Annotated in this window: 19 protein-coding genes; 14 read left to right on the top strand and 5 right to left on the bottom strand. The window is 38.8% G+C overall.

Annotated features, from left to right (window positions below; genetic code table 11):
- Position 1: 1 nt before the first annotated feature.
- From HQN86_RS02090 to HQN86_RS02080, 3 genes are all read right to left on the bottom strand, one after another.
- Positions 2–649 (bottom strand): hypothetical protein, encoded by a 648-nt coding sequence (locus HQN86_RS02090; RefSeq protein ID WP_172659385.1) that lies wholly within the window; start codon positions 647–649, stop codon positions 2–4.
- Between the two features lie 10 nt (positions 650–659).
- Entirely contained in the window at positions 660–1,172 is a 513-nt protein-coding gene (locus HQN86_RS02085) for an RNA polymerase sigma factor (RefSeq protein ID WP_172659384.1), read from the bottom strand.
- 174 nt (positions 1,173–1,346) lie between these two features.
- Positions 1,347–2,540: a C1 family peptidase gene (locus HQN86_RS02080; protein ID WP_172659383.1), complete on the bottom strand. Its 1,194-nt coding sequence runs from the start codon at positions 2,538–2,540 to the stop codon at positions 1,347–1,349.
- 314 nt (positions 2,541–2,854) lie between these two features.
- On the opposite strand from HQN86_RS02080, the gene trhO reads away from it, so the two are divergent.
- The 9 genes from trhO (at position 2,855) to HQN86_RS02035 (ending at position 18,633) form a co-directional block, all read left to right on the top strand.
- The gene (trhO, locus tag HQN86_RS02075) at positions 2,855–3,802 is read left to right on the top strand and encodes an oxygen-dependent tRNA uridine(34) hydroxylase TrhO (protein ID WP_172659382.1); all 948 of its coding nucleotides are present in this window, start codon (positions 2,855–2,857) and stop codon (positions 3,800–3,802) included.
- A gap of 6 nt (positions 3,803–3,808) precedes the next feature.
- Positions 3,809–6,700 (top strand): ligand-binding sensor domain-containing protein, encoded by a 2,892-nt coding sequence (locus tag HQN86_RS02070; protein WP_172659381.1) that lies wholly within the window; start codon positions 3,809–3,811, stop codon positions 6,698–6,700.
- Positions 6,701–6,949: 249 nt separating this feature from the next.
- The gene (locus HQN86_RS02065) at positions 6,950–9,961 is read left to right on the top strand and encodes a SusC/RagA family TonB-linked outer membrane protein (RefSeq protein ID WP_172659380.1); all 3,012 of its coding nucleotides are present in this window, start codon (positions 6,950–6,952) and stop codon (positions 9,959–9,961) included.
- Between the two features lie 11 nt (positions 9,962–9,972).
- On the top strand, positions 9,973–11,460 hold the full coding sequence (locus HQN86_RS02060; RefSeq protein ID WP_172659379.1) for a RagB/SusD family nutrient uptake outer membrane protein: 1,488 nt from the start codon (positions 9,973–9,975) through the stop codon (positions 11,458–11,460).
- Between the two features lie 124 nt (positions 11,461–11,584).
- Complete coding sequence (locus tag HQN86_RS02055) at positions 11,585–12,886, top strand: glucoamylase family protein (RefSeq protein WP_172659378.1); 1,302 nt, start codon at positions 11,585–11,587, stop codon at positions 12,884–12,886.
- Positions 12,887–12,889: 3 nt separating this feature from the next.
- Positions 12,890–14,638 (top strand): family 43 glycosylhydrolase, encoded by a 1,749-nt coding sequence (locus tag HQN86_RS02050; RefSeq protein ID WP_172659377.1) that lies wholly within the window; start codon positions 12,890–12,892, stop codon positions 14,636–14,638.
- 14 nt (positions 14,639–14,652) lie between these two features.
- Entirely contained in the window at positions 14,653–15,315 is a 663-nt protein-coding gene (locus HQN86_RS02045; protein WP_172659376.1) for a GDSL-type esterase/lipase family protein, read from the top strand.
- 8 nt (positions 15,316–15,323) lie between these two features.
- Entirely contained in the window at positions 15,324–17,621 is a 2,298-nt protein-coding gene (bglX, locus tag HQN86_RS02040; protein WP_172659375.1) for a beta-glucosidase BglX, read from the top strand.
- Between the two features lie 229 nt (positions 17,622–17,850).
- Positions 17,851–18,633: a carboxylesterase family protein gene (locus HQN86_RS02035; RefSeq protein WP_172659374.1), complete on the top strand. Its 783-nt coding sequence runs from the start codon at positions 17,851–17,853 to the stop codon at positions 18,631–18,633.
- 21 nt (positions 18,634–18,654) lie between these two features.
- On the opposite strand, the gene HQN86_RS02030 is transcribed toward HQN86_RS02035, so the two are convergent.
- Both HQN86_RS02030 and HQN86_RS02025 read right to left on the bottom strand, forming a co-directional pair.
- On the bottom strand, positions 18,655–19,380 hold the full coding sequence (locus tag HQN86_RS02030) for a YebC/PmpR family DNA-binding transcriptional regulator (protein WP_172659373.1): 726 nt from the start codon (positions 19,378–19,380) through the stop codon (positions 18,655–18,657).
- Between the two features lie 38 nt (positions 19,381–19,418).
- Positions 19,419–20,363 carry an NAD-dependent epimerase/dehydratase family protein gene (locus HQN86_RS02025; protein ID WP_172659372.1) on the bottom strand — a complete coding sequence of 315 codons (945 nt, stop codon included), beginning with the start codon at positions 20,361–20,363 and terminating at the stop codon, positions 19,419–19,421.
- A gap of 266 nt (positions 20,364–20,629) precedes the next feature.
- On the opposite strand from HQN86_RS02025, the gene HQN86_RS02020 reads away from it, so the two are divergent.
- From HQN86_RS02020 to HQN86_RS02000, 5 genes are read left to right on the top strand one after another with little or no spacing between them, the layout of a single operon-like run.
- Positions 20,630–21,301, top strand: a complete 672-nt coding sequence (locus HQN86_RS02020) for a gluconate 2-dehydrogenase subunit 3 family protein (RefSeq protein WP_048903711.1) — start codon at positions 20,630–20,632, stop codon at positions 21,299–21,301.
- A gap of 18 nt (positions 21,302–21,319) precedes the next feature.
- Positions 21,320–23,023: a GMC oxidoreductase gene (locus HQN86_RS02015; protein WP_172659371.1), complete on the top strand. Its 1,704-nt coding sequence runs from the start codon at positions 21,320–21,322 to the stop codon at positions 23,021–23,023.
- Positions 23,023–24,183, top strand: a complete 1,161-nt coding sequence (locus HQN86_RS02010; protein WP_172659370.1) for a Gfo/Idh/MocA family protein — start codon at positions 23,023–23,025, stop codon at positions 24,181–24,183. The genes HQN86_RS02015 and HQN86_RS02010 overlap by 1 nt, the downstream gene beginning before the upstream one ends.
- An 8-nt stretch (positions 24,184–24,191) precedes the next feature.
- Entirely contained in the window at positions 24,192–25,250 is a 1,059-nt protein-coding gene (locus HQN86_RS02005) for a sugar phosphate isomerase/epimerase family protein (protein ID WP_172659369.1), read from the top strand.
- Positions 25,251–25,262: 12 nt separating this feature from the next.
- Positions 25,263–25,745, top strand: coding sequence for a c-type cytochrome (locus HQN86_RS02000; RefSeq protein ID WP_172659368.1), 483 nt, complete (start codon positions 25,263–25,265; stop codon positions 25,743–25,745).
- The last annotated feature ends 5 nt before the right edge of the window (positions 25,746–25,750 follow it).

The raw sequence follows: 25,750 nt of genomic DNA, 5'->3' as shown, positions 1-25,750 counted from the left end.
TTTATGATCGTTCAGTTTTATAAGCTTCTATTTCATCCAAAAACTCCATGGCTTTAGTTAAAGTTTTACCACCAAAACTTTCCAAAGCCGCTTTTACCCATTTAATATGCACATTTTTATATGTCAGCTTTTTAAATAAGAATACTGATATAAAGGTAAAAAATGAAACGATTACGAGCTGAATTAACCAAAAGCCTGGTCCTGCATTTGCAACCAGATCATCATTGTACCAAAAGGTACAGTAGAATGGCGTTTGTAAAATTAGTATTCTGCCGATATTATTAAACGACGACTGGATTTTGGTTATCTTTCTCTGAGATTCCGTAACACTGTCTTCTATATTTACCTCAGAGAGCATTACAAGATGCCTAATGTAGGCAGCCGTGGCAAACACATTAAACAATATGATAAAGCCTACAGATATTACAAAATAAATATTGTGCAAGGTATTGACCAGTAAAAAAACTAAAAAAGCAATCCATATTACACCAAGGACTACACCTGTTACCTGATTTCTACGAAAAGAACGAAGCTTATGTTCAGCTTTTTGGGTCTGCAATTCTTTTAACATTTTTAAATTAAGTGCTAATGATCTTTCCAGTTGCGCATCAAAACTACTCCAAAGTCGTTTTATATCTTGCTCTTCCATTTTCGGTTTATTAATTGTTGTTAATCTTTAAAAATCTTTGCTTTAATTTCTCTTTAATCCTATTCACTTTAGTGCCAATGTTTGATTCTGAAAGCCCAAGAATCTCAGCCATTTCCTTTTGGCTCTTTTCTTCCAGGTAAAGCAGCATCAATGCTCTGTCGAGCTCTTTTAATTCATTTATAAACTGTTGCAAAAGTTTTAAATTGGCTTCATTATCAATTGGCACATCATCCTCTATAAACTCAATTACATTTTCGGAAATGGGGCTAATTAGCGCCGATTTTTTTCTTTCCTTTCTGTATGAGGTAATGGCAACATTTAAAGCAACCCGATACATCCATGTAGTGAACTTGCTTTTGTTGTCATAACCCGGAAACGAACGCCACAACTGAAATATAATTTCCTGAACCAGATCTTTTCTATCCTCCTCATCCCTGTTAAATGAATTGGCTATTTTGTAAATTATCCCCTTGTTCTGTTCAATTACTGATACAAACTGCTCCTTCTGTTTAAGTGTATCCATTGTAAGGCATATGCTTAGAATAAAGTTATACTTTTTTAACTCACTCAATTATTCGTTTCAAGTATAGAAATATCACAGTATGATTAAAAGATATTGCAGCATCCATAAAAAACCTAAATAAAAAGGGGCCTGCATTTCAAGATACAGGCCCCTTTTTAATAAAATCCTTTGCTGTTATATGTCTAGCTTCTTACGGATATCTGAAGGAATACCTTTTTTATGCAATAAAAACGCTGTGGTTTTATATTTCACAAAGTTTTTGGTCACATATAAATAGCCGTTATAATCGTTAGTAGCACCCCAAGAGTTTTTAACAATGTAATATTCTTTGCCGTTTTGATCTATTGCTAATCCTGTAATTTGCATACCATGATCATCAGTAGTTTGATAATCATCAAATGCTGCCTGACGTAAATCAACTGTGATTTCTTTTTCAGCTTTCGGACCATTGAACATTGCTTTTTTCTCTTCGTCCGTCATGCTATCAAAATTCTTTTCAGGAACGTAAGCAACACCATTTTTCCAGCTAAAGCCTTTTTCGCTAACATCTGTTGCCCATGCAACGCTATAACCGCCTTTTAAAGCATTATCGATAATTTTAGTGATATCGTCCATTTGTACGTTGTATACCTGATCATATGACCAGTTATCAGGCACCATCAAAACTGCTTTTTTATAATAAGGCGAAGTATTGAAAGATGAAAGTTCAACATAATCTTCAGGATTGATACCTACAACCTCTTTAGCAAAGGTTTTTGGCGTGTATTCTTTTCCTTCGTAAGTGAATTTTTCTGGAACAGCCCCCATACAAGAATCAATAGTGGCTATATATTTAGTTTTCCAGTTAGGATCAAGCTTACCATCTGGTGCTTTTACTGCATTTTCCAGAATGGCTTTTGTAAGGCTATTCATTCTATCTGATGAGCCAGGAGCGCCATAGTCATTACCACTATAAACCTCTTGAGGTAAAGCGCCATATTTAGCAAACATATTAATTACATCATGGCATGCACCCCCATCGCCTAATGTTAAGGCACCGTGCATACGCACATAGTTAATTCCTTTTTCAACATACGCATTACGGGCAGTAAATAAATCTGCAAGATCCACAGGTTTTTTACCCATTCTAATCATTTCCGACTCTAAAAAAGAGTTGGTGCTGTAGCTCCAGCAAGTACCGGATGATTTTTGATTTTTAACAGAAGTAGCTTCAGTATTGATAACCGGAGTAAATTTAAAGCTGGTTGCGCTGTTTTCGCTTTGGTTGTTTTTTAATGAATTTACAAGGTTGTCTTGCGCAAATCCAACTGTTGATCCAAGTAGAAGACTTGTGGTCAGCCACAATGATCTCATCGTAGTGTTAGTCATTTTTATAAATAATAAGTTAGTTTTATTTGTGTTTTTAAATAACGCATACAAACTTAACAATAATCTAACTAAGGTGGTAGGTTTACAATAATGTTACAAACAATACTGCTTTACCATAAAGGACTATTGTTGCCAGGGCGTTGGTAGGGCATTTCTAGGGCGTTGGTAGGGCCTTGAAAGGGCTGATTGTCCTACCAACACCTTAACATAACCCTAATAAAGCCTGAGCATACGATCACAATCTGATGCAAATTCACATATTTTTCTTAGCTTTGCAGCGCATTAAACGCCGTTTGCATCGGTATCAATGAATTATGAAAAAATTCCAGACACTACTTTACTATTGCTATAGTCACATAGCCGAGGCAGAACAATTTGCTGCTGATCATCTTACATTTTGCAAATCTTTAAATCTTGTTGGTCGCATCATTGTTGCTAATGAGGGTTTAAACGGTACCGTTTCAGGAACAAAAGAATCCTGCGAAGCCTATATGGCAGCTATAAAAGCTGATGAACGTTTTGCAAAAACTGATTTTAAAATCGATGATGTTGAAGAGCCTTCATTCATCAAAATGCACTGTCGTTACAAAGCCGAAATTGTCCACTCAGGATTAAGAGATCCGAATATCATAGACCCGAACAAGCAAACCGGCAAACACCTTGAACCTGCTGATTTTCAGAAAATGATAGATCAGGAAGATGTGGTAATACTTGATGTGCGTTCAAACTATGAGCACAATTTAGGGAAATTTAAAAATGCAGTAACCCTTGATATTGAGAATTTCAGAGATTTTCCTGATAAAATAAATGAGCTTGCTAAGTACAAAGATAAAAAAGTACTTACTTACTGTACAGGAGGCATAAAATGCGAAAAAGCATCGGCTTTGCTATTACATCATGGATTTAATGATGTTTACCAACTGCATGGCGGAATTATCAAGTATGGTAAAGAAGCCGGAGGTGAAGATTTTGAAGGTAAATGCTACGTTTTTGATAACCGTATTGCCGTTGACGTAAACACTGTAAACCCAACAATAGTATCTAAATGCTATAATTGCGGCAAAACTACTCCAAAAATGATCAATTGCGCCAATCCGGAATGTAATGAACATTTCACTCAATGTGACGAATGCGGAGAGGCTTTACAAGGATGCTGCTCGGTTGAGTGTACTACTAACCCACGTAAACGCCCTTATGATGGAACAGGATATTACGTAAAAGTACCACAGCAGGTAAACGTTTCAAGTAAACAACTATCTTAGCTGTTGATGAGCAACGGACCCTTTAAATACTTTATATTTTTAATCTTTTGTTTTGTATCTGTTTCTGCTCTGGCAGACGATATCAAAAGTATTGGGGTTCCTTACATTCAAAATTATCCTAAATCAGTTTACCTTTCCGGTAACCAAAATTGGTCTATTGCCAAAGGCAAAAATGGCATTATGTATTTTGGTAATACCCAGGGCCTTTTAACTTACGATGGCAAATACTGGCAACAATATGAAATGCCAAACCGCCAGATTGTTCGTTCGGTAGCTACAGATGATAACGGTATAATTTATACCGGAAGCTTTGGTGAATTCGGATATTGGAAAATAGACCATAAGCGTTTAAAATATACTTCCCTCATCAATCTTATTCCGAAGGAACATAAAATGACCGATGAGATATGGAAAATCTACGTAGATGGCAAACGCATTATCTTTCAGTCTTTTTCGAGCATATATATTTACAATGACCAGAAAATAAGTGTTGTAAAAATACCTGCATTCTTTCTGTTTCTGCATAAAGTAGATAAACGTTTCATTATCGAAGCTTTAGGGAAAGGCTTGTTTGAGCTAACCGGCGATAAACTTGTTCCCCTTAAAAATATTGGCACCCCACTACCCGGAAGCGTGCTTTCGATCCTTCCTTATAAAAACGGCAGTTTATTAATTGGCACCAGCAAAGATGGTTTGTTTCTATACGATGGCGAAAAATACACTCCCTTTAATACGCCTGCAAATACCTTTCTGCAAACCTATCAATTAAATAACGGAGTTAAAGTATTAGGAAAATACTATGCTTACGGAACAATTTTAAACGGCTTGATTATTATTGATGAGGATGGAAATATTGTACAGAGGATCAATAAGTCAAGTGGTTTACAGAACAATACGGTACTTAGTATTTATGCAGATGACGATCAGAACTTATGGACTGGTCTCGATAACGGGATAGACCGCATAGAATTAAATTCTCCTCTTTACTTTTATTTTGATAAGACCGGCCTTTTTGGCACCGTGTATTCGAGCATTATTTATAAAAACATAATTTATTTAGGAACCAACCAAGGTCTTTTTTACAGCCCATGGGTTGGTGGTAAAGACAACACTTTCAGTTCTTTTGATTTCAAACTGATACCCAAATCGCAGGGACAGGTTTGGGACTTAAGGATGATTGACGGACAGCTTCTTTGTGGACATAATGATGGTACTTTTAGCGTTACCGGAAACACAATTGAAAAAGTTACCGGTATAAGCGGAGGTTGGGTTATCAAGAAACTGAACGACAATTATCTTATTCAAGGTACTTATAATGGACTGGTATTATTCAAAAAGGACCCGGCTGGTCAGTGGAAATTTGATTCCAAAATTAAAGGTTTCGATGAACCATCAAGATACGTAGAACAGGATTCTAAAGGCGATATCTGGGTAAGCCATGCCTACAGAGGCTTATATAAATTGGTATTGAGTCCCGATTTTAAAACAGTTACAAACGTTAAGTATTACGACGAACGGAATGGGTTGCCAAGTACATATGGCATTAACCTCTTCACTCTTGAAAATAAACTGATCTATTCGTCCAATGAGGGCTTTTTAACTTACGACGAGATCAGCAACAATTTCAGCAAATACACCACTCTGAATAAGAAACTTGGATCTTTCTCTCAATCCAATAAGATCATTAAGGCCGACCATAAGAAATATTGGTTTATTAACCATGGTAAAATGGCGCTGATCAATTTTTCGCAGCCAGGAAAAATAGAAATAGACTCCAATCGTTTCAGTGTTTTAGATGGCAGAATGGTTCAGTACTATGAAAACATCAGTAAGATCAGCGACCATATTTATCTGATCAGTGTTGATGATGGCTTTGTTATTTACAATGAGCTAGACTCGCTAAAGCGCAAAAAAATAGCACTTCCATCTGTATTAATTAGAAAAATAGAAGATATTACAGACACCTATTCCATTATCAGTGAGGTAGGAAATTCAGATTCGGAAATTGAAATACCGTTTAGCAGAAACAACATCAGAATCTCGTACGCGCTTCCTTATTACAGACAAAGCAGTATCAAGTTTCAGTACTTCCTGAAAGGCTATTCTAAACAATGGTCTGACTGGAGCTCTGCTTCGCAAAAAGATTTCACTAACCTTAGTGCAGGAACTTATACCTTTCTGGTTAGGGCTAAGATTAATGATGAGACCATAAGCAAGGATACAGCGTTTGAGTTTACGATCCTCCCTCCTTTTTATGCCAGCAACTGGGCTTTCGTTCTATACCTGGTTGGCATTGTCTTTTTACTAATTGCTTCTAAGCGCTTTTACGAAAGAAAGCTGATGAAAGATCAGCAAGCCATTTCTGATAAGTTGCAGGTTGAAAAGGAGGAATTTCTTAAAAAAGAAGCTGAGGCAACTGAAAGGCAAATCATCAAATTGCAAACAGAGAAACTGCAGGTAGAACTTGCAGGTAAGAACCGGGAACTTGCCAACTCAGCCATGAGTTTGGTTTACAAAAATGAGCTGCTGCAAAAGCTTAGTCAGGAGATGCTGAAGCTTAAGGATTCGAGCGGAAAACCTTTGGCAGAAGAACAGTTAAGAAAAATCCAAAAAGTAATTGATGAAGGCATGAACGATGAGCGCGACTGGAATTTATTCGAGAGCAGTTTTAACGAGGCGCATGAGAGTTTCTTCAAAAAACTTAAAGCCAATCACCCCGATCTTGTACCTAACGATTTAAAACTTTGCGCATATCTGCACATGAATATGAGTAGCAAAGAAATGGCATCATTACTGAACATTTCGTTACGAGGTGTAGAAATACGCCGCTACAGACTTCGAAAAAAGCTTGATGTACCGCACGACAAGAACCTCGTGGAGTTTCTAATGGAGCTATAGCACTACATCATTACCTCTCATATCCTTTTTTTTAAGATTGATTTTATAAAATTCTTTTGACCTCTTGTTGTAGGTCTAAATTTTGTTATGTCGGCATAGAACACTGTTTTTAGCGAAACAAGAGGCCTATTTCGATTGTTTGAGAAAGTATAGATTTCTATGATGATGTATTAATGTTGAGGCGTTTTATTTGTTTTAACTCAAATACTCTCGGAGATTTATACAACTAACAACTAAATTTTAAACAGCATGAAAAGAATCTTTACAAAACTTTCTGTTTTAACTTTTTTATGTTTTCTTTTTATCAACGCAGCTTCTGCGCAAGATATTACTATACGAGGTGTAGTAAGTGACGGTGCAGATAAAACCACTCTTCCAGGTGTAAGCGTTTTAGTAAAGGGAACACAAATTGGGACACAAACAGATGCAACGGGAAAATACGCAATAAGTGCTCCGGCCAATGCGACTCTTGTATTCTCTTACATTGGATATAATCCAACAGAGATGCAAGTGAACAACAGAACAGTGATCAACGTGGAACTTGCCTCATCCTCGCAACAATTAGAGCAAGTTGTAGTAGTTGGTTATGGTACTCAGAAAAAAATTGATGTTACCGGATCGGTGGCTTCATTAAAAGGTGAAGAAATTTCAAAACAAGCTTCAGTAAATCCTGTAAGTGCCTTGCAAGGTAAAGTTGCTGGTGTGTCCATTACAAATAATGGTACCCCGGGTAAAGCCCCGCAAATAACAATTCGTGGTACAGGAACCATTTACGGCAATACAAATGTGTTGTATGTTGTAGACGGTGTTTGGTATGATGACATTAACTTCCTAAATCCGGCAGATATCGCCAATATAAGTATCCTAAAAGATGCGTCAAGTCAATCTATTTATGGTGTAAGGGCGGCTAATGGAGTTGTACTTGTTACTACCATACGTGGTAAAAAAGGAGACCCGACAGTAAACTACAACGGTTATATTGGAACTCAGCGCGTAACAAATGCTGTAGAAATGACTAACGCCTCTGAGTACGCTACAGCAGTAAACGAGGCTTATGCATTATTAAAGAAAGATCCATTATTTCCAAATACAAATTTGGGTGCCGGTACAGATTGGTACAAACAGGTATTACGTTCTGCAATGGTTAACAACCATCAGGTGTCGATTAATGGTGGTACAGAAAAATCTACTTACAACCTATCGCTTGGTTATTTAGATCAGGATGGTATCGTTGAAAAAAACAACTATAAGAGATATACTGCTCGTTTATCTCATGAGATCCAGGTTTTAGAAAATTTAAAAGTGGGTTACAACGTCACAGGAAGTTCAAGCAATTCAAAAGATGCACCTACTACTGTGTTCCGTGCATTGTTCTCTGCTTCTCCAGTAGTTCCGGTATTTAATCCTGATGGCTCCTACGGAGATCCAAACACCTTCAACTTAGGTAATGGTAGTAACGTAAATCCACAGGCTACAATAGATTTTGCAAATAGCATCACTAAAAACTACAAAGTGACTGGTAATGTCTATGCTGAACTTAAATTTGCTAAACATTTTACTTTTAAAACAAGTGCAGGTGGAGATTTTGGACAAGAAGAAAACCGAAATTACACGCCTAAGTATTTTGCAACTACAGCTCAGAACTCGAATATCAGTACCCTGGCAATTAAAAGAATTGAAACCAGAAACTATATTTTGGAAAACACACTTTCTTATGATAATAAATGGGCCGATCACAGCTTAACAGTCCTTGCTGGTCAAACAGCACAGCGTTATAAAAGCTATACCCTTGAGGGATCCGCTCAGAATGTTCCTTTTAGCTCAGAAGGTGATTTATATGTGAGCCTTGGAAACGCTGATGGTAGATTGATCAAAGATTCAGGTACTCTTAATACGGCAACTTCTTATTTTGGAAGAGTAAACTATTCATTCCAAAGCAAGTATTTATTAAATGCTTCATTAAGAGCTGATGCTGCTTCTCAATTTTACGGAGGAAGTGATCTTTGGGGTTATTTTCCTTCAATTGGAGCAGGTTGGGTTATCTCTAACGAGAACTTCATGAAAAACCAAACAGTTTTCAGCAATTTAAAACTTCGCGGAAGCTGGGGTAAAGTAGGTAACGCAGGTGTGCCTATTAACCCGACAACATTAACTGTTAACCAGGCCGCACAACTGGTTGCAATTATTGGGGGTATTCCTCAAACAGGAGCAAGTGTAACTACAATTGTACCTCCGGCACTATTTTGGGAACGCAGCGCAGGAACAGATGTTGGTTTAGAAATGGGCTTCCTTTCGGATAGATTAAAGATTGAAGCAGATTATTACAATAGAAAAACTGAACAGGCAATTTTTGATATTCCTGTTTTAGGATCTCTAGGTACTTCAAACGGAAAGCTTATCGGCAATCAGGCCGATTTCAGAAACCGTGGGTATGAATTTAGTGCAACCTGGTCTGATAAAACTGAAGGCGGACTAGTTTATACCATTAGCGGAAATGCGGGTATTAATAATAATAAAGTATTGAACGTGACCTCAGGAACCAATGCAATCGACGCTGGTGGCGGCGGTTTGAACAATGCTGTTCTTCCTACCAGAACGATAGCTGGCTATCCAATTGGTATGTTCTATGGCTACAAAGTAGGCGGTGTATTTCAGACAGTGGAAGAAGCAGCGGCTTCTGGTCAGAGTGGTGCCACCGCTGGTGACCTTAAATACATAGATCAGAACGGTGATGGATTCATTGATGGGAAAGATAAAGTTATGTTAGGTAATCCAAATCCAAAATACACATACGGTGTGAATACAAATTTTGCTTATAAAAATTTCGATTTAACACTAGACATCCAAGGTGTAGCTGGGGTTGATGTATTCAATGCAAACCTTGGTTCTAGATTTGGTAATGAGAACTATGTTAAAGAGTTCTTTGATAAGCGTTGGAATGGAGCTGGTTCTTCAAACACCTACCCTTCAGCTAACTTAGCAAACAACAACAACAACCAATCTAACTCATTCTATGTAGAAAGTGGTGCATATGTAAGATTACGTAACATTCAGTTGGGTTATAATTTACCGCAGTCACTTGTATCAAAATGGAAAATGCAAAAACTAAGAGTATTTGCCAATGCACAAAATGCATTGAACTTCTTTGGTTACAGAGGATTTAGCCCTGAAGTGGGCGGTACCCCAACAAATACAGGAGTAGACATCAACGTTTATCCGCTTTATGCTACTTATAATTTAGGTGTAAACCTTACATTTTAATTGATTAGGATATGAAAACATATAAAAATATTTCTTTACAAAGGTGGTGTGCAATTGCATTATTATCAACCACACTTATCTCATCATCCTGCAAAAAGAGTTTCCTGAATGTGGATCCTCAGGGCCAGCAACCTGCTACTCAGTTTTGGGTATCTGAAGGTGATGCTACTAAAGCCGTATTTGCTATTTATGCCAATTTACGCACTTGGGAAAACGTAGCGTTTCCGGCTTTAGCTATCGAAAGTACAGGTTCTGACGAAGCGGATAAAGGTAGTACTCCTACTGATGCTGCGTTCTTTGATTTGTATGATATATTTACAGTGACTTCAACCGAAGGCTCTTTACAGAGCTTCTGGACTGGACAATACCAAAACATTAATTTATGCAATCAGGTACTGGAAAATGTACCGGGAATTTCAATGGACGATGCTTTGAAATCCCGTTATCTAGCCGAAGCTAAATTTGTTCGTGCATATTCTTACTTCAGATTGGTAAGAGCTTATGGTGATGTACCTTTAAGGTTAAACGTTCCTAAAAATGCTACTGAGTATAATATACCGCGTACAGATAAAGCAACTGTTTATGCACAAATTGAAAAAGATTTAACAGAAGCGGCTGCAGTATTGCCTCCTAATTATCCATCAACAGATGTTGGAAGAGCGACTAAAGGTGCAGCTTTGGGCTTACATGCTAAAGTGGCATTATATCAGAAAAAATTTGCTGATGTATTAACATATACTAACCAGGTAATGGGCTTAGGATATGATTTATTTCCTGATTTTGAAAAAGGTTTCCGTACTCAGAATGAGAACAATGTAGAATCTCTATTTGAGGTACAAGCAGAAATGATTCCGGGAAACAAAGATGCTTCCAACTCACAATACAGTCAGGTACAAGGCGTTGCCGGTGTCCCGGAAGGTGGATGGGGTTTCAATACTCCTTCAACTGTACTTGCTGCTGCATTTGAGCCTGGTGATCCAAGAAGAGACGCAACCATTCTATTTAAAGGCGAAACCACTCCTCAAGGAGATAAAATTCCGACTACTACTCCTAATGACATGTACAATCAGAAATCATATGTTCCGTTTGGTCTTTACGTTTCGGGATATAATCAGGGAGCTCAACAAAACATCAGAGTTCTTCGTTTTGCAGATGTATTATTAATGAATGCAGAAGCTGCAAATGAGACAGGCAACCCAACATTAGCATTGTCTTCATTAAACAGAGTTCGTGCACGTGCCAGAGGTGGTAATGCTACTATCCTTCCTAATGTTACTACTACTGACCAAACTGCATTAAGAACTGCTATTTACAAAGAAAGACAAGTAGAGCTTGCTTTGGAAAGTGATCGTTATTTTGATGTGATCCGTCAGGGTCGTGGTGCAGAGGTTTTTGGTCCAAAAGGCTGGAAAGCTAACAAAAATGAGGTATGGCCAGTGCCAAATATTGAAATTGAACGTAGCGGTGGCTTATTAACTCAAAACACAGGTTACAGATAGTATATCCTTTTCATAAGGTTGCCAGAGCGCAAGCTCCGGCAACCTTTTTAATTTAATATTCATGTTAATTCCTAGAAATTGCTCCGCCCTAATATTAATTATAGCTCTTGCCTTCAGTTCAAGCATGTTTCCGAAAATGGCGAGCGCTCAAAAGAAAACTGTAGCAGGAATCAAACCTGACCTCTCAATTAAAAAAAACCTTACCGACGATCAGCTTCTTGATCTGGTACAAAAACAAACTTTCAGATACTTCTGGGATTTTGGACACCCTGTTAGCGGCATGGCACGCGAACGAAGTAACCGATCTTTTGACTACGGCGATGAGGTAGTTACAACGGGAGGTACTGGCTTTGGTGTTATGGCTATGATAGTAGCCTCAGAGCGTAAATTTATCACTCGTGAACAAGCTGCTGAACGCACAAAAAAAATAGTAGACTTTTTATGGAAGGCCGATATGTTTCATGGTGCTTTCCCTCATTGGTTAAATGGCGAAACCGGAAAAGTAATCCGCTTTAGCCCAAAAGATGATGGTGCAGATATCGTTGAAACTTCTTTATTGTTTCAAGGTTTATTAACTGCCCGTCAGTATTACACTGAAGATAATCCTGTCGAAAACGACATCAGAAATAAAATATTATGGATGTGGGAAGGTATTGAATGGAATTGGTTCACTCAAAATCAAAATGTTCTTTACTGGCACTGGAGTCCAAACAACGGCTGGAGCATGAACCATCAGATTAAAGGATGGAACGAGTGTTTGATTACCTATGTGATGGCAGCATCATCTCCAAAATTCCCTATCAACAAACGCGTTTACGACGATGGTTACGCAAATAACAACACCTACTTCAATGGTCGTAAATTTAATGGCATTACGCTACCACTAGGCTTTGCTTACGGAGGCCCGTTATTCTTTTCGCATTACTCATTCATGGGCTTAGATCCACGTGGTTTAAAAGACAACAATGCAGATTATTGGGAACAAAATAAAAATCATACACTTATTAATAGGGCTTATTGTATAGAAAACCCAAAAAAATATAAAGGCTATGGTGCCAACAGCTGGGGCTTAACTGCCAGTGATAGCTGGGGTGGCTATGCTGCCCATTCGCCAACCGAAGACCTTGGTGTAATTACACCAACTGCAGCTTTATCTGCCTTCCCTTATACCCCAGAATATTCAATGGAAGCGCTAAAACATTTTTATTATGATAAAGGAGACAAACTATGGAGTGAATATGGTTTTGTGGATGCTTTTAGTGAAGAAAAAAACTGGTATGCAAAATCTCACCTTGCTATAGATCAGGGGCCAATCATTGTAATGATTGAAAACTACCGCAGCGGCTTATTGTGGAAATTATTTATGAGCAGCCCTGATGTAAAAAGAGGTCTTAAAACCTTAGGATTCACGAGTCCCAATTTGTAGATGATGACGAAGAATATATATATTTCAATGTTGTTAATGCTTATTGTAAGCATGGGCACATTTGCTCAAAAAAAACAACTTACTTATTGTAATCCAATTAATCTGGATTACGGCTATACTCCTATTCCTAATTTTGCGGAGCAAGGAAAACACAGGGCTACAGCCGATCCTGTTATTGTAACCTACAAAGGTGATTATTATCTGTTTTCTACCAACCAATGGGGTTATTGGTGGAGCAGCGATATGTATAACTGGAAATTCGTTTCTAAAAACTTCTTAAGACCTGAACATAAGGTTTACGATGATCTTTGCGCCCCGTCTGTATGGGTGCAGGGAGACACGATGCTTGTTTTCGGCTCTACTTATTCTAAAAATTTCCCGATATGGATGAGCACAGATCCTAAAAACAATGAATGGAAAGAAGCTGTTCATGAATTTGAGATTGGTGGATGGGATCCTGCTCATTTTGTTGATGACGACGGCAAATTGTACATGTACAATGGTAGCAGCAATAGCTACCCGCTATATGGTATTGAGTTAAACCGAAAAACTTTTGATCCCATAGGCACCCGTAAAGAATTACTCCTGTTAAATCCGGAGCGCTATGGATGGCAACGGTTTGGAGAATATTTGGACAACACCTTTTTAGATCCATTTATGGAGGGTGCCTGGGTAACAAAGCACAACAGTAAGTACTACCTTCAATATGGCGCACCAGGCACGGAATTTAGCGGCTATGCCGATGGTGTTGCTGTTGGGCCTACTCCTTTGGGACCATTTGAACACCAGTCTAATCCTTTTTCATGGAAACCAGGTGGCTTTGCCCGTGGTGCAGGCCATGGTGCTACTTATCAGGATAAATGGAAGAACTACTGGCATGTTTCTACAATAGCCATCTCCGTAAAAAACAACTTTGAACGTCGCCTTGGTATTTGGCCAGCCGGATTCGATAATGACGATGTAATGTATATGGATGCTGCCTTCGGCGATTATCCTCATTACTTACCTACTGAAGCCCAGGATCACTTAAAAAGCGGTTTTACCGGATGGATGTTGTTAAATTATAACAAGCCTGTAGCTGTATCATCGACACTTGGATCATACTATGCCAACAATGCTGTTGATGAAAGCATTAAAACTTATTGGAGTGCAAAAACAGGAAATAAAGGCGAATGGATCCAAACTGATCTCGGTGGCGTGTCGACAGTAAATGCAGTACAGATTAACTATGCAGATCAGGATGCCGAGTTCCTTGGCAAACGCCAGGATATTTATCATCAATACAAGCTGTGGTATTCTACAGATGGTGTTAAATGGAAAATCTTAAAGGATAAAGGCACAAATAAAACTGATGTTCCTCATGATTATATTGAGCTTGAACAACCGGTTAAGGCACGATTTATAAAACTGGAAAACATACATATGCCTACAGGTAAGTTCGCTATTAGCGGCCTACGGGTTTTTGGTAATGGCAATCAGTCGACACCAAAAAGCGTCAAAGATTTTGTAGTACTAAGAACCGAAAAAGACAAACGCAGTGCATGGTTAAAATGGGCACCTGTAGAAGATGCTTATGCTTACAACATTTACATAGGCACTGAACCCGACAAGTTGTACAACTGCATTATGGTGTATAATACTAATGAATACTGGTATAAAGGGATGGACAAAAATAAAACTTACTATTTTAGCATAGAAGCAATCAATGAGAGCGGAGTCGCTCCTAAAACAGAGGTTGCCAAAGTTAATTAGAAATTTAAAAAATCATGAAACATCACTTCTATTTCCGTCTGCTTTTTGTATTACTGGTAAGTCTGTCTGTTAACTCACATGCGCAGGAGAAACCTTTCTGGAACGATATCCAGAAATTTAAACATCAGGATAGTGTATCAATGCCTGCCAAAAACAAAGTTGTATTTGTGGGCAGTTCTTCATTCACACGCTGGAATGAACTGGAGACGGTTTTTAAAGATTATCATGCCATTAACCGTGGTTTTGGAGGCTCTACGCTTGAACAGGCGAATGAGTATATCACCGAGCTTGTGTTTGCTTATAAGCCTAAGCAGGTTGTGATTTACAGTGGAGAAAACGACATTGCAACAGGCACAAGTGCAGAGCAAACGTACAACAGATTTGTAACGTTTTATAATAACCTTCGTAAAGGTCTTCCCAAAGCAAACATAGTGTATATCTCTATGAAGCAGAGTCCTTCAAGAATGAAGTTTGCTGATAATGTGACCAAAGCAAACACCATGATAAAAGAGTATATCAGTAAGCAAAAAAATGCAGTTTTTATTGATGTAAACTCCAAAATGCTCGACAGCAACGGTGCTCCAAGACCAGAACTGTTTGTAGAAGATATGCTACATATGAAGCCAGAAGGCTATGCCATCTGGATCAAAGAAATAACACCCTATTTAAAAAAATAACACAAAAAATGAAAATATCTCACTTACTATTCTTGTCTATGTTTTTCTGCATCGGCGCAACATCTGCGCAACAGAAAAAAAAAGTTCCCGCAGCTGATCAAAAGATGAATGCTTTTATCGGCAACCTATTATCTAAAATGACTTTAGATGAAAAGATAGGGCAACTCAATTTGCTAACCGGCGGCGAAGCAACTACAGGATCAGTAGTAAGTACAGATGTTGAAAGTAAGATCAAAAAAGGTCAGGTAGGCGGCATGTTTAGCTTTACAACACCTCAAAAAATCCGTAAGGCACAAGAAATCGCTGTAAACGAAAGCAGACTTAAAATCCCTATCATTTTTGGGCAGGATGTAATCCATGGGTATAAAACCACCTTCCCTATTCCATTGGCCTTATCTTGTACCTGGGATATGTCTCTTATCCAGAAAACGGCACGTATAGCAGCGGTTGAAGCTACTGCTGACGGACTTAACTGGACTTTCTCTCCAATGGTTGATATATCAAGAGACCCCAGGTGGGGAAGAATATCTGAAGGATCAGGAGAAGATACTTATTTAGGAAGTCAAATTGCAAAAGCAATGATTAAAGGTTACCAGGGCGATGATCTTTCTAAATACAACACCATGATGGCCTGCGTTAAACACTTTGCGTTATATGGCGCTGCCGAAGCTGGAAGAGACTATAACACTACAGATATGAGTCTGGACAGGATGTATAATGAATATCTGCCTCCTTACAAGGCTGCTATTGATGCCGGTGCCGGAAGTGTAATGACATCTTTTAATGATATTAATGGTGTTCCTGCCACCGCTAACAAATGGTTAATGACAGATTTGCTACGTAAACAATGGGGCTTTAAGGGTTTCGTTGTTACTGACTACACCGCTGTGAACGAACTGATAGATCATGGCCTGGGCGATTTGCAGACAGTCTCTGCCTTATCATTGAATGCCGGAGTTGATATGGATATGGTGGGTGAAGGGTTTTTAACCACCCTAAAAAAATCGGTACAGGAAGGTAAAGTAAAAACACAACAAATTGACAATGCCTGCCGCCTTGTGTTGGAGGCTAAATATAAGCTAGGTTTGTTTGAGGATCCATATCGTTATTGCAATGAAGAACGTGCAAAAACTGAAATACTTAAACCTGAACATTTACAATTTGCGCGTGAAGCGGCAACTCAATCTTTTGTCTTGTTAAAAAACGACAAACAGACATTACCACTCAAAAAAACAGGCACCGTTGCATTAATAGGCCCTTTGGCCAACACTGGATCCAATATGCCGGGCACATGGAGTGTAAATAGTGATTTAGCCAATACATCTTCTCTTCTTGCAGGTATGAAAGCTGCTTTAGGATCAAACGTTAAAGTATTACATAGCTTAGGTTCGAACTTATTGGCGGATGAAGCGTATCAAAAAAGAGCAACTATGTTTGCTCGTGATATTCCAAGAGATAATCGCCCGGAAGAAGAAGTGATCAAAGAAGCAGTAGACATTGCAAAACAGTCGGATGTAGTTATTGCAGCTTTGGGAGAAGGTTCTGAAATGAGTGGTGAAAGCTCAAGCCGTACCAATCTGGAAATCCCTGAAGTTCAAAAACGCTTATTACAGGCCTTACTTAAAACTGGCAAACCAGTTGTTTTAGTTTTGTTTAGTGGTAGGCCATTAGTTTTAAATTGGGAAAACGAGAATGTTCCGGCGATACTTAATGTTTGGTTTGGTGGTACCGAAGCGGCAAAAGCAATTACTGATGTATTATTCGGCGATGTAAATCCATCAGGAAAACTAACCACAACATTCCCACAAAATGTGGGTCAGATACCATTGTATTACAGTCATAAAAATACAGGCCGTCCATTAGAAGATGGCAAATGGTTTTCTAAATTCCGTTCTAATTACATTGATGTAAGCAACGATCCCTTGTATCCATTTGGATACGGATTAAGCTATACAACCTTTGATTATAGTGATATAAAGCTAGACAAGGATAAATTTAAATCCGGCGAAACGATCAATGCGAGTGTTATTGTAAAGAATACCGGATCAAGGGAAGGCAAAGAAGTAGTTCAGCTTTACATCAGAGATCTTGTAGGCAGTTCTACACGTCCTGTTAAAGAATTAAAACACTTTGAAAAAATTGATTTAAAGGCGGGAGAAAGCAAAACAGTTAATTTCAAAATCACTGTTGATGATTTAAAATTCTTCAACTCGGAACTTAAATATGTAGCAGAACCAGGAGATTTTAAAGTGTTCATTGGTACAAATTCAAGAGACGTTAAGACTAATCAGTTTACGCTGCTTTAGCAGATTAAGTTTAGAGTATATAAGGCTGTATCATAACATGATCAGCCTTTTTTATGTAATTGATCGCCATCCTATAGCACGCCTCGTCATCTCGAGCATCGTGAGAGATCCCTTGGTTATGCCAGTTCAAGAGATCTCTCCTATCGTCGAGAGGACGACTGCTTAAAGCAATCGTCATTCCTATATCCCCTCATTTTTAAAAGATTACAATTTTGTTTAGTTTAGTAATATGAACAGGATTAAATTAACGGCTTTTATGGTCTTGCTATTAGGATTAAATGGTATGGCCCAGGACTTCAAGAAATATGATTCAGGGAATTTCATTGAAGGAAAAGACAGCATTTATTACAGGGTTCTGTTTCCCGAAAACTTTGATCCAAATCAAAAATATCCAATACTGTTCTTCTTACATGGAAGTGGAGAAAGAGGAAACGATAATGAGAAACAGCTTACCCATGGAGGCAAGTTGTTTTTAAAAGACAGTGTTCGTAAAAAATTTCCGGCAATAATCGTATTCCCACAATGTAGCAATGATAGTTTCTGGGCAAATGTCGAATTCAAAAATAATGAAGATGGCAAGCGGGAATTTAATTTCCAAACAGGAGGTAAACCCACAAAAGCCATGCATGCACTACTGGGTATGATAGATAATTTTTTGGATAAGCCCTTTGTGGATAAGAAAAAAGTTTACATAGGTGGCTTATCTATGGGAGGAATGGGTACTTATGAATTATTACGACGTAAGCGCAAAACATTTGCAGCTGCTTTTGCTATCTGCGGTGGCGATAACATTGCAAATGTTCAGAAGTATAAAAAGGTTCCACTATGGATTTTTCATGGAGAAAAAGATGATGTAGTGCCTGTAGTGCTTTCTACATCCATTGCTGATCAGCTTCAAGTATTGGGAAAAACTCCGAAAATAACGCTTTATCCCGAAGCCAATCACAACAGCTGGGACTCTGCCTTTGCAGAGCCGGAACTGTTGCCATGGCTATTTTCCAATCAGAAATAATGGGTTTTTATATGGCAGAACTTATTCTGCCATATTGTGATAAACCGCCTGAACGTCGTCGTCCTCTTCAAGCTTATCTATTAGTTTAAATACATCTGCAGCCTGCTCTTCTGTAACTGCGGTAGTTGAAAGAGAAATGCGCTCAAGCTTAGCACTTTTCATTTCAACAGCCAGATCTTCAAGTGCTTTCTGCATTTTACCGAAATCTTCGAAAGCGGTTTGAACTACAGCAATATCGTTCCCTTCTTCATCAGCCTCAAGATATAGTTCTTCCAGTCCTGAATCAATTAATTCAAATTCCAGTTCTTCCAGGTCTTTTTCTCCAGGTAAGAATCTGAATATTGATTTACGATTAAAAATAAAATCAAGAGATCCCGTTTTGCCTAAAGTACCACCTGTTTTATTAAAATAACTACGTACGTTAGCAACAGTTCTGTTTGTATTGTCTGTTGCAGTTTCAATTAAAACAGCAACACCATGTTGTGCATAGCCTTCGTAAACATACTCTTCATACCCATTCTCATCTTTATTTGAAGCACGTTTAATTGCCGCATCAACTCTATCTTTAGGCATGTTTACTGCCTTGGCATTTTGTATAGCTGTACGCAAACGAGAGTTGGTATCAGGACTTGGTCCGCCATCTTTAACGGCCATTACTATCTCTTTACCTATCCTGGTAAATTGTACGGCCATTTTGGCCCAACGTTTAAATTTTCTTTCTTTTCTGAACTCAAATGCTCTTCCCATTTTATTCTCTTTGGTGGTTATTTAGTAGTTAGTAAATACTATTTCTTTAAATTCTTAATCATGTCAAGCGTAAGTTTTGAAAGGTCAAACTCTGGCTTCCATCCCCATTCTTTCACAGCGAAACTGTCGTCAATGGACCTTGGCCAACTATCTGCGATGTTTTGGCGGGGGTCATTTTCGGTGTAAGTTAATGTAAATTCCGGAATATGCTTTCTGATCTCCGCTGCTAAAATCTCCGGAGTAAAGCTTACCCCCGCAAAATTATAACTGGAACGGATAGTAATTTTTGATGCCTCAGCATCCATCAATTCTATAGTACCACGGATGGCATCATCCATATACATCATTGGTAATTCTGTTGCGGCATTTAAAAACGATGCATACGTTCCTTTTTTTAACGCATCATGAAAAATATGGATGGCATAATCTGTAGTTCCTCCACCCGGTGCAGCTTTCCAGCTTATTAGGCCTGGGTAACGGATACTTCGTACATCTAAATTGTACTTTTGGTTATAATATTCACACCAACGTTCACCTGCCAGTTTACTAATTCCATAAACGGTATTGGGATCCATCACACAAAACTGAGGGGTATGATCTTTAGGCGAATTTGGACCAAAAACAGCTATGGAACTTGGCCAGTATACTTTTGCTGTTTTATAAGTTATTGCCAAATCTAAGATATTAAGTAAGCCATTCATGTTAAGGTCCCAGGCAAGCTTAGGATTTTGCTCGCCTGTTGCAGATAATAAGGCCGCCAGTAAATAAACCTGTGTTGGCTGATATTTCTGAAAAATACTATTTAAAGTATCTTTTTCCAGAACATTTACAAATTCAAAAGGCCCCGAATTCTTGATGTCATAATCGGGCCGGCGAATGTCACACGCAATAACATTGGACTCTCCATACACTTTACGTAAAGCCGTTACCAGCTCTGTGCCTATCTGGCCGTTAGAGCCTAAAACTACTATATTCTCAATCATGACTGATTTGGATTTCCACAAAAATAAATAAATGAACGAACCTATTCAAAAATCTTTAGTGCAACCAACATTTTACCTGGATAAAACCGATAATAAGGATACTCAATTGGATGGATTTTCGTTAAATTCCAAAGTAGCTTTATAAAGTAACAAAAACATTATATATTTACTTTAATTGTGTATTTAGAACACTAACTATTTATTTTTTCTTAATATTACAAAACAAAACACACTTAGAATACACCAAAACACCTAAAACACCAAATATGGACAGACGAGAAGCAGTGAGGAATATGGCCTTCCTAATGGGAGGAGCTTTATCTGCAACTACGATAGGAGTATTTCTTGATAGTTGTAACTCACCATCTACTAAAACCAATGGCAAATTATTTGATGATAACCAGCTTAAACTGATTACCGAAGTTGCCGACATCATTATCCCTACAACGAGCTCGCCGGGTGCAAAGGCTGCAGGAGTAGGCCCGTTTATAGCCTTAATGGTAAAAGATTGTTATCCCGAGGATGCTCAAAAGGCATTTGTGAAAGGACTTGATGCTCTTGAAGAGCAATCTAAAGACCAGTTTAAAAAATCTTTCCTGGAAATTTCTCCGGCCGAGCGTACACAATTGCTTAGTAAACTCAGAGAAGAGACTATTGCTGCTACCAAAGCTGAACAGGATAAACAAAAAGAGGCAGACGCTCAAAAAACTGACCCTGATAAGGCAAAGTCTCAAACCGAAAATGCCGGCTTCGCATCAATACTACCAAAGGACAAGCCGAAAACAGAACCACGTTTCTTTTCTATCATTAGAGATCTAACCTTACTAGGTTATTTCACCTCTGAGATTGGAGCAACAAAAGCAATGGCTTATGTTGATATCCCTGGCCGCTATGATGGCTGTGTGGATTTGAAACCTGGTCAAAAAGTTTGGGCATAAACCTTTTATAGCATTAAAATGAGCAATTTAAATACGAAAGCGACAGCTAACAATACATATGACGCCATTGTTGTAGGATCTGGAATTAGTGGTGGCTGGGCAGCAAAGGAACTAACAGAAAAGGGCTTAAAAGTTCTATTACTTGAAAGAGGAAGAAACATTGAGCACATAAAAGACTATACTACCGCTACAAAGAAACCATGGGAGTTTGAACACCGTGGAAGAATAACCGAAGCACAAAAAGAAGCGCATCCGGTGCAAAAGAGAGATTATCCATACTCGGAATTCAACGAGAGTTATTGGGTAAATGACCACGATTGCCCGTATACAGAAATTAAACGTTTTGACTGGTACCGCGGATTTCATGTTGGTGGAAAATCACTGATGTGGGGCAGACAGAGTTACCGTTTTAGCGATCTTAACTTTGAAGACAACCTTAAAGATGGGCATGGTGTTGACTGGCCAATCAGATATAAAGATATTGCTCCATGGTATGACTATGTAGAGAAATTTGCAGGTATCAGCGGACAAGTAGAAGGCTGGCCGGCATTACCTGATGGTCAATTCCTACCCCCAATGGAGATGAACTGCGTTGAAAAAGATGTAAAGAAACGTATTGAAGATAAGTGGAAAAAATCGAGAATCATGACAATTGGCCGTACAGCCAATTTAACTGTCCCTCATGGAGGAAGAGGATCTTGCCAATACCGTAATCTTTGCAGCAGAGGTTGTCCGTTTGGAGCTTATTTTAGCACTCAGTCATCTACCCTACCTGCAGCTGTAGCTACAGGAAACCTTACTTTACGTCCTTTTTCATTAGTAAACACCATTATCTATGATAAAGAAACCCAAAAAGCAAAAGGTGTTGTAGTAATAGACTCAGAAACAAAAGAAACTATAGAATATTTTGCAAAGATCGTTTTTGTAAACGGATCAACTTTAGGCTCAACTTTCCTATTGCTTAACTCTACATCTGCTGAGTTCCCTGATGGATTAGGTAATGGCAGTGGACAATTGGGACATAACTTAATGGATCACCACTTCCGTTGTGGTGCATCTGGAAGAGCTGAAGGTTTTGACGACAAATATACTTATGGCCGCAGAGCAAACGGAATCTATATACCTAGATATAGAAACATGGGCAATGATAAACGCGACTACGTAAGAGGTTTCGGCTATCAAGGTGGTGCAAGCAGAGGTAACTGGCATGCTGATGTTGCTGAAATGGCATTTGGTGCTGAATTTAAAGATCAAATGACTACACCAGGTGCATGGAACATGGGATTAGGAGGTTTCGGTGAGTCTCTCCCATATTTCGAAAACCGTGTTTATATAGACAAAAGCAAAAAAGACAAATGGGGTCAACCTGTATTGGCTATTGATTGTGAGTTTAAAGATAACGAACAAAAAATGCGCGTTGACATGATGAATGATGCTGCAGAAATGCTTGAAGCATCAGGAATTAAAGACGTAAAAACTTATGACAACGGATCTGCTCCAGGTATGGCAATACACGAAATGGGAACTGCCCGCATGGGACATGACCCTAAAACTTCGGTATTAAATAAATGGAATCAGATGCATGAAGTAAAAAATGTATTTGTAACAGATGGTTCTTGCATGACTTCAGCTGCATGCCAGAATCCATCATTAACATATATGGCTTTAACAGCAAGAGCTTGTGATTTTGCAGTTAGTGAATTAAAAAAAGGTAACATTTAATGAAGACAAGAAAAATTAGAATGGGCATGGTAGGCGGCGGTAAAGACGCGTTTATCGGTGCAGTTCATCGTATTGCCGCTAACATTGACGGCCAGGTAGAGTTTTGCTGCGGAGCATTGAGTATACACCCCGAAATTGCCAGAGAATCTGGTGAAATGTTATTCCTTCCGGAAGACAGGGTTTATATGAACTTTGAGGAAATGATTGAGAAAGAAAGCAAATTACCTGCTGACAAACGTATCGACTTTGTAACTATTGTTACCCCAAATTTTGCCCACTTTGCTCCTGCAATGATGGCCTTGGATCATGGGTTTAACGTGGTAATTGAAAAACCAATTGCTTTATCTCTTGAAGAAGCTAAGTTATTACAGCAAAAAGTACAGGAAACTGGCTTAATTCTATGCTTAACTCATACCTACTCTGGTTATCCAATGGTAAAACAAGCCAGACAAATGGTAAAAGAAGGAAAACTTGGTGCCATTAGAAAAATCATGGTTGAGTATCCTCAGGGATGGCTAAGCACCCTTACCGAAAGAGAAGGAAATGCCCAGGCCGCATGGCGCACCGACCCAACCAAAAGTGGAAAAAGCGGTTGTATGGGAGATATAGGAACACACGCTGCGCAATTAGCAGAGTATATTTCAGGCTTAAAAATCACTAAGCTATGTGCCGATCTGAACGTTGTAGTTCAGGGAAGGGCACTTGATGACGACGGTAACGTACTTTTGAAATTTGACAATGGCGCAAGCGGTGTATTATCAGCATCTCAGGTAGCTGCAGGTGAAGAAAATGCTTTAAAAATTAGAGTATATGGAGAAAAAGGCGGATTAGAGTGGAACCAGCAAGAGCCAAATACGTTAACTTTAAAATGGCTTAATGAACCAGCTCAGATTTACCGCGCAGGACAAGCTTATCTTTCAGATATTGCAAAACACAACTTACGTGTTCCAGGCGGACATCCGGAAGGCTACCTGGAAGCTTTTGCAAACATTTATAGAAATTTTGCACTTACGGTTTCGGCTAAAATCCATGGAACAACTCCTACAGAAGCCATGCTGGATTTCCCAAGGGTTGAAGATGGTGTAAGAGGTATGGCATTTATTGATACAGTAGTAGCTTCAAGTCAGTCTGATCAAAAATGGACAGATTTTAAAATATAAAAAACATCATGACAACACTTAAAGGTCCCGGAGTTTTCCTTGCTCAATTTATTGGTGATGAGGCTCCTTTTAATTCTTTAGATGCTATTTGTGAATGGGCGGCAAGCTTAGGCTTTAAGGGTATCCAGGTACCCACGCTTGACACAAGGTTTATTGACCTTCAAAAAGCAGCAGAAAGCAAAACTTATGCTGATGAATTAACCGGTAAGGTTAGATCATACGGTTTGGAAATCACGGAATTGTCGACACATTTACAAGGTCAGCTGGTTGCTGTACATCCGGCATATGACCTTGCATTTGATGCCTTTGCTCCTGATCAGTATAAAAACAATCCAAAAGCAAGAACAGAATGGGCAGTACAGCAATTAAAATATGCTGCAAAAGCTTCTCAGAATCTTGGTTTAAATGCACATGCTACATTTAGTGGTTCGTTGTTATGGCATATGTTCCATCCGTGGCCTCAACGTCCGGAAGGACTTGTTGATGCAGCTTTTACCGAACTTGCAAAAAGATGGACGCCAATATTAAATGAGTTTGATACCTGTGGTGTAGATGTATGTTACGAGATACACCCAGGCGAAGACCTCTTTGATGGCATCACTTATGAGATGTTCCTTGAAAAAGTAAACAATCACCCTCGTGCGTGCTTGCTTTACGATCCTTCACACTTTGTTTTACAACAGCTTGATTATATTCAGTATATTGATTTTTATCATGAGCGCATAAAGGCATTCCATGTTAAAGATTCTGAATTTAATGCAACAGGTAAACAAGGAACATTTGGTGGTTACCAAAGCTGGGCGAATCGTGCCGGAAGATATCGTTCTCCTGGTGATGGACAAGTAGATTTCAAAACCATATTCAGTAAGCTTGCGCAATATGATTACAAAGGATGGGCGGTAATGGAATGGGAATGCTGCATTAAGGATGCTGAAGTTGGCGCCAGAGAAGGCGCGGAATTCATTAAAAAGAATATCATAAAAGTAACCACTAAAGCATTCGATGATTTTGCTGCTTCTGGTGGTGACGATGATTTCAATAACAGAATTTTAGGTTTAGATAAATAATACAACACAACAATGAAAAGAACATTATTAGTTTTAGGCTGTTTAGCAATCTTTATGGCCTCATGTGCAAGTCCGGAAGAAAGAGCCGCAGCAAATAAAGCTGCAGATTCAGCTAATACATCAGCATCAACTCCTGCAACTGAAGCTACAACCCCTGCCGCTACTGATACGGCTGCAAAGGAAGCAGCACCTGCACCAGCTGCAACTACACCGGCAGCTCCGGCTGCCACTGCAGAAAAGGGAAAAGGCGAAGCACTTATTTCTAAGTCTGACTGCCTTGCATGTCATAGCAAAACTCAAAAACTTGTTGGACCTGCTTATGTAAATGTGGCTGGTAAATATCCTGCAACTGAAGAGAACATTGACCATCTGGCTGATAAGATCATTGCAGGTGGACAAGGTGTTTGGGGTGCAATTCCAATGACTCCGCACCCAACATTAAGTAAAGACGATGCAAAAGAAATGGTAAAATATATTTTATCACTTAAAAAATAATTCAA

The sequence above is a fragment of the Pedobacter panaciterrae genome (assembly GCF_013204795.1).
Taxonomy (GTDB): domain Bacteria; phylum Bacteroidota; class Bacteroidia; order Sphingobacteriales; family Sphingobacteriaceae; genus Pedobacter; species Pedobacter panaciterrae.
This window is presented reverse-complemented; position numbering and strand designations above follow the sequence as displayed.